Consider the following 13,639-nt stretch of genomic DNA (forward strand, 5'->3'; position numbering starts at 1 on the left):
ATGATTTTATGAAACAAGATATGAAAGAACAATTATTAACAAAAAGACCCATAGATTTACTTTTTCAATTATCTGTCCCTGCTGTAATAGGAATGATAGTAATAGGTCTTTATCCACTAATGGATGGAATTTTTGCAGGAAATATTATAGGACAAACTGCAATGACAGCTTGTGGTGTAGCTATGCCACTTACCTTTTTTAATAGTGGAGTATCTACACTCATAGGTGTAGGTTCAGCATCAGTTTTATCAAGAGCTATAGGAAAGGGTGACCAAAAAACAGTTGATAAAATTATGGGGAATTTAATCTTTTGGGTTATCCTATTCTCATCAATTATTACAATAGGCGGAATTTTACTTGCACCACATTTTTTAGATATGGTTGGAGCAAGTGGAGAAATTAAAGAATATGGTATCAGATATTTACGAGTGATTTTCATTGGCTCTTTATTTGTAAACTTTACTCAATCAGCAAACATGGTTATGCGTGGAGAAGGATTAATGAAAAAAGCAATGCTCATTATGGGGCTAGGGGCTTTTTTAAACATAATTCTTGATCCAATTCTAATGAAATTAATGGGAAAATACGCAATAGAAGGGGCTGCACTTGCAACTATTACAGCACAATTTGTTCAAGCTATAATAACACTCCATTACTTCAAATATAAAAGTAAAGCAGTAAAAATAAATAAAATCAAACCTGATCAGGAAATAAAAAAAGAAATGTTTAGCGTAGGGTCATCTGCTATGATGATGCAAATTTTATTTATGATTCAACAAACAATGCTATATAAAATGTCATTTAAATATGGCGGAGATACAAATGCTATCTTGATGGCAGCAACACTTAGAATATATGCCTTTTCATTCATTCCACTTTGGGGAATGAGTCAAGGTTTACAACCTGTAGTTGGTACAAATTTTGGAGCGAAAAAATACGACAGAGTAAAAGAAGCTATGAAAGTATTTTCTATCGGAGGATTAGTTCTTGCATCAATATTTTGGATACCAGCGTTAGCATTCTCAAAGAATATACTTTCCTTATTTGGAGTAGAAGAAAGTATTATAACTCAGGGAATAGGAAACTTTAGACTATTTTATTCTATCTTTATCCTATATGGAGTAATGGTAATGACTATAACATTCTTCCAATCAATAGGAAACGCTAAAAAAGCCGGCATAATAGTAATGCTAAGACAGTTATTTTTATTCGTACCTGCCATGATTATTTTGCCAATGATATTTGGAGTTAAAGCAGTATGGTTTGCAGAACCCCTTGTAGATTTAATTATGATAATAGCTGGTGTAGTAATGATGTTTGGGGAATTAAATAGGATGGATAAAATTAGTTTAAAAGATTAAATAGGTGTGTTGTAAAATGAATTGCAACACTCAGTAATTTCTGAAATACAAAAAGATATGAAGATTCGTTATACTTAAATCACCACAAAATAAGCAAAGGAGAATCTTCATGTCCACAAATAATTATAACACAAATCAGAACCGATCATTTACTCATTTAGACTTTAAAGAAAGACAGCTAATAGAAAAATGGTTAAATGAAGATATTAGTAAAGCAGAGATAGGCAGACGCCTTGGACGTAACCGCTCCACAATCCATAGAGAAATTAATCGGGGCACTGTAGAACAGATCAAGCAGATTAATGGCTATAATAAGAAAGTCACTGTGTACTACTCAGATTCTGGTCAATCTGTTTATGAAAATAGACGTTTAAAGTGTGTCCGCAAAAAGATTGTTTCTTTCTCAAGCGCTTTCTTCTCTGCGCTGGAGGATGCCTTCACTAAAGGATTGTTTAAAGGTAAACAGCGGCTCTACAACATAAAGACATTTATAGCTCTTTATAGAAAAAAGCATCCTGTAGAGAATATACCAACGTTTAAAACCGTCTATTCATATATACGTCAAGGTCTTTTGTCTATCAAACCACATGACTTACCTGTCATGTATCGTCTGAAACCAAGAAAAAACCAGCATAGTAACCCTAAGGGTAAAAACAAAAGAATCCTAGGTACCAGTATCACCGATCGTCCAGAGGACGTCTTATCAAGAGAAACATTTGGACACTGGGAAGCTGATCTGGTTAAAGGGAAGAAAACGAAAAATGAACCGGCAATCATTACCTTGGTAGAGAGAAAAACACGCTATGCCATTACTAAGAAAATCAGCGACTATAAAAGTCAAACGGTTAAAAATGCCTTTGAAGAGATTCTAGCAGATAACCCTAACCTATTTGCTTCAATAACTTTTGATAATGGTTCTGAATTCTCCTTAATGTCTGAACTCAATACAGACGTATATTTTTGTCATGCCTACGCATCCTGGGAACGGGGCTCAAACGAAAACTTCAATAAACTGTTGAGGGAATTCATCCCTAAAGGAAAATCCATCCATCTTTTTTCAGAAATGGATATCGATCAAGCCACTCAGGCAATCAATAAAAGGATTAGAGAAGTGATAGGGCTACGTTCATCAGAAGAGTATTTTCAACAATGTCGTATTTAAATTTTTTCTTCTCCTAGGGGAAGAAGTAAAGAGATTTTAAGTTCATCGAATCATGTAACAGAAAGTGTTGCATTTAACTTTACAACTCAAGAAAAGATTAAATACAAACAACAATCGGAAAAGTTTCTTTCATTTTTAGAGGATTTATGCCTAATAGCATAAGTCCTTTTTTTATGTTCGGAATAATAATGAAACTCAAAAATACTATAGAAAAATAAAAAAACTGGTTACCAAAGATGGCAAATTTCACTTTATAAAGTGAGGGGTATTTTGTCATCTTTCTATAAAAATCAAAATACTTTGAAGTGTGAAAATTAGTGAAGTTGCTTAGGTGAGATTAGTATTTTTTAAATTTAATCCACTTATCAAGTTAAAAAAACCAACTTACATAGGAGGTTATTATGAACGTAATAAAAGTTTATAGCATGAGAGTTGCTATGTTATGTAGACTTTATGATCTTAAATTAATTAATGATAAGGAATATACAAAAATAAAAAATAGAATAGAAAATGATTATAAAAAGAGTGATAGAAAGTAGTTAATCTTGTGATATAATAACACTGTAGAAAGATACAAAATGGGAAGGAGGTAAAATGAATACTAAAGTAAAAGTAATAAAAGCTTCAAATACAGGAGCAAGAAATAGAAATGCACTAGATTTAGATTTAAAACGTGTTGCAGCATATTGTCGAGTAAGTACAGATAGTAAAGACCAACTTGAATCATATAAATCGCAAGTTGATTATTACACAAATCTAATAAAAAATAATAAGAACTGGACTCTGGCTGGTATATATGCAGATGAAGCAACAACAGGAACAACTGCAACTAAAAGAGCAGATTTCATGAGGCTAATAAGTGATTGTCAAAATGGAGATATAGACATGATAATAACAAAATCTATATCGAGATTTGCTAGAAATACATTAGATACCTTAAAGTATGTAAGACTCCTAAAAGAAAACAATGTTGGTGTAGTATTTGAAGAAGAAAATATAGATACTTTGACAATGGATGGAGAGCTATTACTAACAATATTAAGTTCAGTAGCTCAACAAGAAGTAGAAAATACCTCAGCCCATGTGAAAAAAGGACTAAAAATGAAAATGGAAAAGGGGGAGCTTATTGGTTTTCAAGGTTGCCTTGGATATGATTATGACCCTACAACAAAAAGTATCTCTATAAATGAAGAAGAAGCTAAAATTGTCAGATACATCTTTAAAAGATATTTAGAGAGCAATGGTGGCTCAGTCATTGGCAGGGAACTAGAAGAGCAAGGATATCTCACCCCTAGAGGTAAAACAAAATGGTCTGATACTACAGTGTTAGGAATAATTAAAAATGAAAAGTATATTGGAGATATACTAATGGGAAAAACATTCACAGTTGATCCCATAACAAAAAGAAGACTAGCAAACTTTGGTGAATCTGATAAATACCACATTGAAAATCATCACAAGCCAATTATATCAAAAGAAGATTTTGAAAAGGCACAAGAGATTAGACTCAGAAGAGCACAAAACAGAAATACTATTGCTAACAAGGATAGAAAAAGAGAAAAACTATCAAGGCAATATGCTTTTTCAAGTATGCTGGAATGTGGATTTTGTGGCGAAATACTTTCAAGAAGAACTTGGCACACAAGTTCAATTTACAAAAAAATTAACTGGCAATGTGTAAAATCAACAAAAAAAGGTAAAAAATATTGCCCTCATTCAAAAGGAATACAAGAAGCGGCAATAGAAAAAGCTTTTGTTGAAAGCTATAGGCAATTATGCCATGCAGATTCAACAGTAATAGATGACTTTTTAAAAATTGTAGAAGAAGAAATAAATGATAATACTTTAGTCAAAGATTTGAAAAAGATAGAAAACCAATTAAACAGAGTCAAGTCCACAATCCTGTGTAAAATACTATACAATGTTTTACCGGTCACTCATTGATCAAACTTAATATATTTTCTTGTAGAACTGAGCCATTCATCATGAAGGTCCATAAGGACAGCTCCAATTAATCGATTGGCGGACGATCGGTTGGGAAAGATACGAATAATCTTTTCTCTTCTGCGGACTTCCTGGTTCAGTCGTTCAAGAAGGTTAGTGCTTTTTAGCCGATTGTGGCCATTTCCGATGACCGTGTATTGAAAGGCATCTTCGAAGCCATTATCCAATGTTTCGCATGCTTTTGTATATTTGGACTGGTCAATATATTCACCGACTAAGGCATTCTTAGCTGTTCGAGCGAGTTCAATATCCGTAAACTTAAAGATCGCTTTTACTGCTTCTCTAAACGGTTTTGAATTCTTTTTTGGAATGGAACTGAAGATATTTCTTAAAAAATGGACCTGACATCTCTGCCAACTTGCGTTGGTAAAGGACTTACGAATCGCAGACACTAGGCCTTTATGGGCATCAGAAATGATGAGTTCTGTCCCCTGTAGACCGCGTTCTTTTAAGTAGTCAAAGAAGATGGACCATGTGTCATCACTTTCTTCATTTTGGATCATGAAGCCAATGATTTCACGATCACCCCCTTCTGTTATCCCGATCGCAATATGGCAGCTTTTAGAAAGCACTCGATGGTCCTCACGGACTTTTATGTAGAGAACATCAGTCATCAGATAAGGATAATTCGTACCTGAGAGCGAACGGTTCTGCCATTCGTTGACCATCGGGTCTAACTGTTCAGTCAGGCTAGAAACAAAAGATTTCGATACCGATTTTCCACAGAGCTTTTCAACAATCTTTGAAACTTTACGTGTCGAAACGCCTGAAACATACATCTCAAGCATTGAAGCGAGCAGTGCCTTTTCATTTCGCTGATAACGCTCAAACACCGTCGGTGAAAATTCACCATCACGTGTTCTAGGCACTTTTAATTCGAGTGTGCCCACACGAGTCGTAAAGTCTCGCTCATAATAGCCATTTCTTTGACTCTGACGACTTTCTGAACGTTCATAGTCATCGGCTTGAATATATTCTGTTCGTTGATTTTCCATCAATTGGTTGAAAACAGTGGTCAAAATATTTTTAGACACATCATCTTTAACGGAATGTTCAATAATACTTTGAACCTCTTCGTTGTTCAGTGTAAAATGTACTTGGGTCATGTAACGTCCTCCTGGGTATGTTTTTAGTGGTTAAAAACATTGTACCGTAAAAGGGCTGTTACATGGCCTTTTAACTTTTACACAATTATATGGACTTTATCTTAAACAGAATTATTAGTCAAGAAAGAAAGTTAGTTGATCTTCATTTAGAAGATAGTATAGACGAAGAAGTTTATGCTAAAAAATATAAAAAACTTACAAAACAAAAAGAAGAATTACTTGATGAAAAGAAAACACTAGAGCTAACTATCAAAGATGAAAACTCTATTAAAGAAAGACTAAAGCAATTTAAAAAGGTCTTAGAAAACAAAGAAATTATAGAGGAATTTAGTAGAACAGTATTTGAAAGAATAGTTGATAAAGTTGTGGTGGGCAGAATTGACAAAGACGGAACAGTCCATCCATATGACCTAACATTCTATTTCAAAACAGGAGTTAAAGATAGTCAAAATTCTAATAACTTTAAAGATAAAAGAAAAAATGCCAAAGACAATGACATTAATAAATTGTGCTCCTACAAGAATGACGAGGATAATAAATTATGTTCCCAAGCAAAAGACAACACATGTTGAATCAGTCGTTTTGATGACAAGGAGTGACTAACGACGTAGTCATCAATTACGAATGATTTATGCGATATTTCATAGCTCTTTGAGCGAAGCGGATTAGAGATATGACATGCGAAGCAAAGCGTAGAAGCTGTCGCAGAGTGAGGAACGAAGTGACGAAATGATGCGGTAGCAGCGAACCGCTGAGGCGTAGTATTGATTGAAAAAGAGGGGCTATAAATCGTATAACAGCAAGGTTCTTAAGAAGATGTGATTTCTTAGGAACCTTGCTTTTTTGGTTTTAGTAGAAAAAAGGGTGAAATCTGCTAAAATGAGGGTGTGCGTATGTGGGAACTGGTCAATAAAAGCAGGGTTTTAGTTGACTTTTCACTGCCTATAATAATAAGTAAGAGCTGTACAAAAATATAAACTTAAAAAGTTTATTTTGACAACACCCAATAAAGGATGACCAAATGAAACAAAGAATTGCATTATTAGTGTATCCGGAATTTAGTCTTCAAGAAGTGGGTAACTTGATGGCGCTCTTCAGGTGGTATTATGACTCCCCAACAGATATTATCTCAACGGACTTATCACCCGTTCGTTCTGAAGAGGGAGTCTTAGTTGTCCCAGATAAGACGACCTCAGGCTTCAAGGTTGAGGATTATGATTGTCTAATTTTACCTGGTATAAGTGACATTCGTCTTTCACTTGATAATCATAAGTTAATCCAATTTCTCAGTGAATTAAAGAATCATCCTGACTTCTTAATAGGGGCGATCTGTAGTGGACCTATCTTTTATCAATGGCTGGCTTATTAGATGATAAACCTTTTATCAATCAACTCTATGTAGAAATGAATGACCTTCTACCGTTTATTCAAGCTGAGAATATAGTTTACCAACCTGTTGTCGTTGCTGGGAATATTATTACAGCGATTGGACCAGCATATGCACAGTTTGCTATTGAAGTTGCTAGAGCTCTTGGATATGAGTGCCCAGATCAAGCTTATACATCCGTCATTGAAGATCCTAATGATGAATCCCTATACGAGTTTCATTTAGACCAAGAAGATCTGGCAGAATTTAAGAGAGTTTTTTCGAAATTTTTGCAAGATTAACTTTTGAACACAGTCTGATTGATGTGAAAAATGAAGGAAAATCGAGTTTGAATGCCTTATAAAATCGTATTAGTATGTGGAAAAAGCTTATAAAATGACTCTACGAATTACAAAGGGGGTTCTAACCTTGAAACAATTACCTATTCTACTTTATGAAACTGCAAAGGAAAATATCTACGTTGATGTCTATTTTAAAGATGAGACCTTCTGGATGAGTCAGAAGATGATGGCAGACTTATTTGAAGTTGGAGTACCTGCGATTTCAAAGCATCTTCAAAATATATACGCCGAAGAAGAGTTAGAGTTAAGTTCAACTGTTTCCAAAATGGAAATAGTTCGTTTGGAAGGCAGTCGACAAGTGAAAAGAGATGTTGACTTCTATAATCTGGATGCTATTATCGCCGTTGGTTACCGAGTTAATTCCAAGCAGGCAACTCGCTTTCGTCAGTGGACGACGAGAACCTTGAAAGAATATATTACTAAGGGCTTTGTTTTGAATGACGAATTTCTAAAGAATGGGCAAGCTTTTGGTCAAGATTATTTTGATGAATTACTGGAACGAATTCGTGAAATTCGAGCCAGTGAGCGAAGAGCCTATCAGAAGATAACAGATGTCTTTCAGCAGTGTTCCTATGACTACGACAAAAACTCTGACATTACCAGGCAATTCTATGCTTTTGTTCAGAATAAACTGCATTATGCGATTACAGGTTCGACGGCTGTAGAAATTATCTATAATAGAGCGGATGCAGACAAAAAATATATGGGACTCACGACTTGGAAAAATTCTCCTGATGGCAAAATTTTGAAAAGTGATACCCAAGTTGCTAAAAATTATTTATCTGAAGAGGAACTGCGAAAGTTGAATCGTCTAGTCACGATGTTTATTGATTATGCCGAATTGATGGCAGAGGATAATATTTTGATGAGCATGCGAGATTGGGCGGATCAAACTGATAACTTTTTGAAGCTGAATCGTAGAGAAGTTTTGGATTATAAAGGAACGATTAGTCGTGAACAAGCACTTGAAAAAACATCTCAAGAATATGAAAAATTTCGGATGATTCAAGATAGAAATTATTTATCGGACTTTGATAAGTTACAAGAAGAACTTAGCAAGTATGAGAGGAAGGAAAGTTGATAGGAATAGGGTTTGTAGAGATTTGTGATGCCCTGAGAAGGGGCTTTTTCTTTTGGAAGAAGAAAGAATGCTGAAGTTTGGGTATACGTATAGGGAAACTGGTCATCCGAACAAGGCGAAAAAATGAAAATGGGTTCAAACGTACAATTTAATAGGATGAAAAACCCTTAATATAGAGTAGTTTTACTGGAGAGTAGATGAGCTTTATCAAGTCTTTTAGTTGGTTTAGGGTAGATTTGAAAAAGAAATCTATGAGACCATCATGGCTTCAGAGAGTGAAGAAGAAAAGATCAACCTTTAGAAGCGTTACGTTTGTTTCATAACTTGGAAACAGATTGCTTTAGGCATGGGTTATAGTTTGCAGAACTGCTTCAAGATTCATAAACGAGCCTGAAGTCACTAGCTAGTGAAAAAAGCTCTTATCATAGCGATAGGAGCTTTATCTTTTATAGATGAGAATCAAGGTGTCGTTTGCTGTAAAGTATACGGCGGATTTCCATGACGGAATCAATCACCACATAGAAAATAGAGTAGTTTCCAACTCGGATGACATAATACGGATGTTTTCTCTTTTTTTGACTAGGGAAAGCCTGAAAGCTAAGAGGATAATTAGCTCGCTCCTCAATTGCTTTATGAACATTCTCTACTAGATTCATCGCTGCAGATGGATTGGACAGCGTTAAAGCAATATAATCGACAATTTGATTTAAATCTTCCTCAAAGCTAGGAAGAATACGAATTTGATAGTTAGCCATGCTGATTAATGCGCTCCATGACTCGCTCAATCACATCATCGAGGCCATACCTTGTCTCTGTGGAAGCTGCTAAGTGATCCGCTTCATCAAGTTTGCTTTCAATGTCTTGGGTCATAAATTCGTATTGATCGATGCTCATTAATACCATCGTGCCATAGCCATTTTTAGTTAGAAAGACAGGACGTCCAGATTCAATAACTTCTTCTTCGATTTCAGGAAACTTATTTCTTAGATCTGAAACAGGACGAATATGCATCATAAAACCTCCTCTTTTTAATTATCATAATTCTATCATCGAACTATCAACAAGACAAGTGTGTAGCCCCAGAAAAGTTGGAGCATAAATCTAACTTTTTTGGGGTGACACAAACTGTTAGCTCTCTATTTATAGAAGCATAAAATTTATTGAAAATAAGTTAGTTATTTAAGAAAACAAATCACTTCACTCACTTCTAATTGCTACATATAATTTCATATGTTAAAATCAAAAAACACGGTGCTTTTATTATTTTTTTGCCATAACTGCATCGTGAAAATTTATTTTATTTTAATAATGAAGGAGATTCTATATGAACTATTGGGTTTTAATAGGCGTACTGATAATTATCGTTGGCTTTGCTCTAAAGCTTGATGTTGTTGCAGTAGTGCTTATATCCGGATTGGTTACTGGTCTTATCGCTGGCATGCCAATCGTTGAAGTTTTAGATGTAATTGGAAAGGGATTTGTGAACAACAGATACATGTCACTTTTCTTCTTGAGTCTACCTCTAATTGCTATCATGGAAAGATATGGTCTTAAAGACAGGGCGGCGGAAGCTATTCAAAAGATGAAGTCTGCCAGCGCGGGTGGTGTTGTTGGGCTTTATATCTTAATTAGATGGGTAGCTGCCGCGCTTTCTCTTAGACTTGGTGGCCACGTTCAATTTGTTAGACCATTAATTTTACCTATGGCTGAGGGGGCTGCTAATAAAAAGGTTGAGCTTTCTGACAAGAGACTTGAGGAGTTAAAGGGTCTTGCTGGGGCTGCTGAAAACTACGGGAACTTTTTTGGGCAAAATATTTTCCCTGTAGCTTCTGGTGTACTTTTGATTCAAGGTACTCTTAACCAAGCAGGTTATGATGTTACTAATGGTGATATAGCAAAGAGTTCTATTTTAGCAGGGGTTTCTATGTTAATTCTAGCTCTAGTACAATGCTATTTATATGAGAGAAGACTAAGAAAGGACATGAAACATGTTTAAATTTATAGCTGATAACAGCATTATAATTGATGAAATCATCTATATTTTATGTGGATTGATTTGCATTATGACTGGTATTACTGGTCTAAGAAATAAAAAATCTAGAATGGGAACTTTTATGAGGTGACCCCCGAAAGTTAGAGTTAAAAACTAACTTTATGGGGGTCATTTTATGTCTAAAAAATATAGTTACGAATTTAAAATGCGTGTTGTTGAAGAATATTTTGAAGGAAAACTAGGTTATAGAGCATTAGCGAATAAATATCAAATTTCTGATAAAAGTCTGGCAAAACAATGGGTTAATAACTATAAGAATTATGGGAAGAATAGCCTGAAACCTCGCAAAGGAAAAACAAAGTATCCTTTAGATTTTAAACTTAATGTATTACACTATAAGCAAGAAACTGGGGCTTCCTACAGAGAAACCGCCAAAAAATTTGGTTTAAACAATCCATCTCTTATCGCCAACTGGCGGCGGGCTTATCTTGAAGGAGGGGCTAATCAGTTAAATAATCCAATCGGGAGGCCTTCCAACATGCATAAGAAGCCAAAACTAAGTAAAAAATCACAAAAAATGAATCTTAGCGAAAAAGAGGAACTTGAACATTTACGTCAGGAAGTAAACTATTTAAAAATAGAAAACTTATACCTAAAAAAGCTAAAGGAATTGGGTCTGAGAGACCATCGAGATCCCAACAAACCCAATTCGCTATAGAAATTTTTGAAAAGGGATTTCAGCTAAAGGACATCTTAACTGTTCTGGAGTTACCAGAAAGTAGCTATCATTATCACAAAAATCGTTTAGAGCAGCCGAATCCGGATGAAGTGTTAGAAAAAGAAATTCTAACTATTTTTAACGATTCACAGGAAACTTACGGTTATCGACGAATAACTGTTGAATTAAAGAAGCGATTGGATGAAAAAATTAATCATAAGAAAGTTCAACGATTAATGAAAAAATTAGGCTTAAAATGCACGAAGTTCTGGAGAAAATCACGTAGGTATAATTCTTATAAAGGAAAGATTGGTAAGACCGCACCAAATCGTTTAAAACGTCGTTTTAATGCGAAATATCCGCTTCAAAAAATTGTTACTGATGTGACAGAATTTAATACAATCGATGGGAAGAAACTTTATTTAAGCCCGATGATGGATTTGTTTAATTCAGAGATCATTACTTGGAATATCAGCGCTCACCCGACCTTAGATTTTGTGATAAAACCTTTAAAGGAAACGATACGTATAATTGAAAGAGACGCTGTATATCGAACCACCATTCATAGCGATCAAGGTTGGCAGTATCAACACAGACAGTGGGTTAACACTTTGAAGGAAAACAAAATTTTTCAAAGTATGTCTCGAAAGGGAAATTGTCTGGATAACTCACCGATGGAAAACTTTTTTGGAATTTTAAAACAAGAAATGTATTATGGTGAACCTTTAATGACTTATGAACAATTAAAACAAAAGATAAATAAATATATTAACTATTATAATAACCAGCGAATAAAAGAAAAATTGAACGGTATGTCTCCAGTTGAATACCGAAAACATACCGCTCAATTAGCCGCTTAAATAAAACTCCAACTTTTGGGGTTCACATCATTATCTTTTGGACTTTGCTTGGTATTTTATTCTGCACTGGAAAGCTTTTAGTTGACAAACTAGAATATGGTGGAGCAATCGTTGGTGGTCTTTTACTTGTGCTTGGAGTTTTAACTTTGACAAAGCAAGTTCAAGTTGGTGAATTTGAAGACCAAAGTGAGGAACAAAAATTAGAGTATGGTAAGAGAGTTGGCAATAAAATCTTTATTCCTGCTCTTGCTATTGGTATTATAGCTATGATTATGGCTCAAGCAAAGAGCTTGAAAATTCCTATCGGCACTGGGGACGAAGGGCCAATTTTCTTTGAGTTTTCAGCAGCACAAACTTTGGGTATATCATCTATAATAGCTATAATCATCGCCCTTGTTATTACAAAGGCTAAGTATCATGAAACTAAAGAAGATACTGCAAAGATGCTTATGACTATTGGTAGTTCATCACTATTACCACAACTTCTAGGTGCTCTTGGTACTGTTTTTGCAGCTGCGGGTGTTGGCGAAGTTATTGGTTCTGGTGTAACTGCTGTTGTGCCACCAGGAGCAAAGGTTCTAGGTGTGGTTGCATATTGTCTAGGGATGGTTCTATTTACAATGATCATGGGTAATGCATTTGCTGCATTTACTGTTATTACACTTGGTGTTGGTATTCCATTTGTAATTGCAAATGGCGCAAACCCAGCAGTAATTGGTGCTCTTGGTATGACTTGTGGATACTGTGGTACTCTTATGACACCTATGGCTGCAAACTTCAACATTGTTCCAGGGTCTATTCTTGAAACAGACAATGAATACACAATCATGAAGACTCAAGCACCAGTGGCATTAACTTTAATTGTTGTTCACATTATATTGATGTTAGTATTTGGATTTTAATTTAAAAGGAGTGATTTAATGAAAATTTTAGTAACTGGATTTGATCCATTTGGTGGCGAATCCATTAACCCTGCAATTGAATCTGTAAAGAAATTACCAGATGAAATTAAGGGAGCAGAAATAATTAAGTTAGAAATTCCTACTGTAATTGGAAAATCTGTTGATAAGATTAGAGCAAAGATAGAAGAAGTTAATCCCGATGTAGTACTATCCATTGGACAAGCAGGTGGAAGACCCGACATTACAGTTGAGAGAGTTGGAATAAACTGCGACGACTGCAGAATTAAAGACAACGAAGGTAACCAACCAATTGACGAAAAGGTAGCGGAAGACGGCCCAGCGGCATACTTCTCAACACTACCAATAAAGGCAATGGTTGAACATATTAAAGAAGGTAAAATTCCAGCATCAATTTCAAACACTGCAGGAACATTTATCTGTAACCACGTTCTATATGGAGTTGCCCACATTCAAGCAACAAAATATCCGAACATGAGGACTGGATTTATTCATATTCCATTCTTACCGGAACAAGTTACTGATAAGAAGAACATGCCATCAATGGCACTTGATACAATTGTAAAGGGACTAGAACTGGCAATTGAAGCAATTGTGGAAAATGATACAGATATAAAGGTTACTGGTGGAAAAACACATTAAAGTAAGAGGGAGGAAAGCATGAGCTTTCCTTCTTTTTTTGCCTTGCAGCATTGTTATGCAGGCA

At 35.1% G+C, this 13,639-nt stretch carries 15 protein-coding genes and 1 pseudogene; 13 read left to right on the forward strand and 3 right to left on the reverse strand.

Features of this window, described 5'->3' with window-relative positions; all coding sequences use genetic code 11:
• Positions 1 to 8: 8 nt before the first annotated feature.
• From HMPREF9707_RS06830 to HMPREF9707_RS06840, 4 genes and pseudogenes are all read left to right on the forward strand, one after another.
• Complete coding sequence (locus tag HMPREF9707_RS06830) at positions 9 to 1,361, forward strand: MATE family efflux transporter (protein ID WP_006701970.1); 1,353 nt, start codon at positions 9 to 11, stop codon at positions 1,359 to 1,361.
• 109 nt (positions 1,362 to 1,470) lie between these two features.
• On the forward strand, positions 1,471 to 2,523 hold the full coding sequence (locus HMPREF9707_RS06835) for an IS30 family transposase (RefSeq protein ID WP_006701261.1): 1,053 nt from the start codon (positions 1,471 to 1,473) through the stop codon (positions 2,521 to 2,523).
• Positions 2,524 to 2,924: 401 nt separating this feature from the next.
• Entirely contained in the window at positions 2,925 to 3,062 is a 138-nt protein-coding gene (locus HMPREF9707_RS09110; RefSeq protein ID WP_006701971.1) for a hypothetical protein, read from the forward strand.
• A gap of 55 nt (positions 3,063 to 3,117) precedes the next feature.
• Positions 3,118 to 4,413, forward strand: a pseudogene (locus HMPREF9707_RS06840) (recombinase family protein); the annotation flags it as partial.
• Positions 4,414 to 4,460: 47 nt separating this feature from the next.
• Here HMPREF9707_RS06840 and HMPREF9707_RS06845 read toward each other — a convergent pair.
• Complete coding sequence (locus tag HMPREF9707_RS06845) at positions 4,461 to 5,633, reverse strand: IS256-like element IS1542 family transposase (protein ID WP_006701235.1); 1,173 nt, start codon at positions 5,631 to 5,633, stop codon at positions 4,461 to 4,463.
• An 89-nt stretch (positions 5,634 to 5,722) separates the two neighbouring features.
• Here HMPREF9707_RS06845 and HMPREF9707_RS06850 point away from each other — a divergent pair, with 89 nt between their 5' ends.
• From HMPREF9707_RS06850 to HMPREF9707_RS06860, 4 genes are all read left to right on the forward strand, one after another.
• Complete coding sequence (locus HMPREF9707_RS06850) at positions 5,723 to 6,205, forward strand: hypothetical protein (RefSeq protein ID WP_006701973.1); 483 nt, start codon at positions 5,723 to 5,725, stop codon at positions 6,203 to 6,205.
• A gap of 449 nt (positions 6,206 to 6,654) precedes the next feature.
• Positions 6,655 to 7,002, forward strand: coding sequence for a DJ-1/PfpI family protein (locus tag HMPREF9707_RS09115; RefSeq protein ID WP_006701974.1), 348 nt, complete (start codon positions 6,655 to 6,657; stop codon positions 7,000 to 7,002).
• Positions 6,987 to 7,301 (forward strand): type 1 glutamine amidotransferase family protein, encoded by a 315-nt coding sequence (locus HMPREF9707_RS09120; RefSeq protein WP_006701975.1) that lies wholly within the window; start codon positions 6,987 to 6,989, stop codon positions 7,299 to 7,301. The genes HMPREF9707_RS09115 and HMPREF9707_RS09120 overlap by 16 nt, the downstream gene beginning before the upstream one ends.
• A 94-nt stretch (positions 7,302 to 7,395) precedes the next feature.
• A complete protein-coding gene (locus HMPREF9707_RS06860; RefSeq protein ID WP_051007510.1) occupies positions 7,396 to 8,442 on the forward strand; it encodes a virulence RhuM family protein in 1,047 nt (348 codons plus the stop codon).
• Positions 8,443 to 8,888: 446 nt separating this feature from the next.
• Here the strand turns inward: HMPREF9707_RS06860 and HMPREF9707_RS06865 are convergent, their stop codons facing one another.
• Together HMPREF9707_RS06865 and HMPREF9707_RS06870 are read right to left on the reverse strand one after the other, a co-directional pair.
• Positions 8,889 to 9,203 (reverse strand): type II toxin-antitoxin system RelE/ParE family toxin, encoded by a 315-nt coding sequence (locus HMPREF9707_RS06865; RefSeq protein ID WP_198003502.1) that lies wholly within the window; start codon positions 9,201 to 9,203, stop codon positions 8,889 to 8,891.
• On the reverse strand, positions 9,190 to 9,456 hold the full coding sequence (locus tag HMPREF9707_RS06870) for a type II toxin-antitoxin system Phd/YefM family antitoxin (protein WP_198003491.1): 267 nt from the start codon (positions 9,454 to 9,456) through the stop codon (positions 9,190 to 9,192). The genes HMPREF9707_RS06865 and HMPREF9707_RS06870 overlap by 14 nt, the downstream gene beginning before the upstream one ends.
• A 310-nt stretch (positions 9,457 to 9,766) precedes the next feature.
• Here HMPREF9707_RS06870 and HMPREF9707_RS06875 point away from each other — a divergent pair, with 310 nt between their 5' ends.
• From HMPREF9707_RS06875 to pcp, 5 genes are all read left to right on the forward strand, one after another.
• Positions 9,767 to 10,438, forward strand: coding sequence for a DUF969 domain-containing protein (locus tag HMPREF9707_RS06875; protein ID WP_006701979.1), 672 nt, complete (start codon positions 9,767 to 9,769; stop codon positions 10,436 to 10,438).
• Positions 10,439 to 10,610: 172 nt separating this feature from the next.
• Positions 10,611 to 11,153 (forward strand): helix-turn-helix domain-containing protein, encoded by a 543-nt coding sequence (locus HMPREF9707_RS06880; RefSeq protein ID WP_006700979.1) that lies wholly within the window; start codon positions 10,611 to 10,613, stop codon positions 11,151 to 11,153.
• Positions 11,105 to 12,013, forward strand: a complete 909-nt coding sequence (locus HMPREF9707_RS06885; RefSeq protein ID WP_232217660.1) for an IS3 family transposase — start codon at positions 11,105 to 11,107, stop codon at positions 12,011 to 12,013. Before HMPREF9707_RS06880 ends, HMPREF9707_RS06885 begins: the two co-directional genes overlap by 49 nt.
• Before the next feature lie 32 nt (positions 12,014 to 12,045).
• On the forward strand, positions 12,046 to 12,915 hold the full coding sequence (locus HMPREF9707_RS06890; RefSeq protein WP_269556270.1) for a 5-oxoproline transporter, DUF979 family subunit: 870 nt from the start codon (positions 12,046 to 12,048) through the stop codon (positions 12,913 to 12,915).
• Positions 12,916 to 12,933: 18 nt separating this feature from the next.
• Positions 12,934 to 13,575: a pyroglutamyl-peptidase I gene (gene pcp / locus HMPREF9707_RS06895; RefSeq protein ID WP_006701982.1), complete on the forward strand. Its 642-nt coding sequence runs from the start codon at positions 12,934 to 12,936 to the stop codon at positions 13,573 to 13,575.
• Positions 13,576 to 13,639: the final 64 nt, after the last annotated feature.

The sequence above is a fragment of the Falseniella ignava CCUG 37419 genome, from assembly GCF_000301055.1.
GTDB lineage: Bacteria > Bacillota > Bacilli > Lactobacillales > Aerococcaceae > Falseniella > Falseniella ignava.

Coding starts and splice junctions, on each gene's coding strand:
- HMPREF9707_RS06830 (WP_006701970.1), top strand. CDS start 9: ATGAAACAAGATATGAAAGAACAATTATTAACAAAAAGACCCATAGAT.
- HMPREF9707_RS06835 (WP_006701261.1), top strand. CDS start 1,471: ATGTCCACAAATAATTATAACACAAATCAGAACCGATCATTTACTCAT.
- HMPREF9707_RS09110 (WP_006701971.1), top strand. CDS start 2,925: ATGAACGTAATAAAAGTTTATAGCATGAGAGTTGCTATGTTATGTAGA.
- HMPREF9707_RS06845 (WP_006701235.1), bottom strand. CDS start 5,633: ATGACCCAAGTACATTTTACACTGAACAACGAAGAGGTTCAAAGTATT.
- HMPREF9707_RS06850 (WP_006701973.1), top strand. CDS start 5,723: ATGGACTTTATCTTAAACAGAATTATTAGTCAAGAAAGAAAGTTAGTT.
- HMPREF9707_RS09115 (WP_006701974.1), top strand. CDS start 6,655: ATGAAACAAAGAATTGCATTATTAGTGTATCCGGAATTTAGTCTTCAA.
- HMPREF9707_RS09120 (WP_006701975.1), top strand. CDS start 6,987: ATGGCTGGCTTATTAGATGATAAACCTTTTATCAATCAACTCTATGTA.
- HMPREF9707_RS06860 (WP_051007510.1), top strand. CDS start 7,396: ATGACTCTACGAATTACAAAGGGGGTTCTAACCTTGAAACAATTACCT.
- HMPREF9707_RS06870 (WP_198003491.1), bottom strand. CDS start 9,456: ATGATGCATATTCGTCCTGTTTCAGATCTAAGAAATAAGTTTCCTGAA.
- HMPREF9707_RS06875 (WP_006701979.1), top strand. CDS start 9,767: ATGAACTATTGGGTTTTAATAGGCGTACTGATAATTATCGTTGGCTTT.
- HMPREF9707_RS06880 (WP_006700979.1), top strand. CDS start 10,611: ATGTCTAAAAAATATAGTTACGAATTTAAAATGCGTGTTGTTGAAGAA.
- pcp (WP_006701982.1), top strand. CDS start 12,934: ATGAAAATTTTAGTAACTGGATTTGATCCATTTGGTGGCGAATCCATT.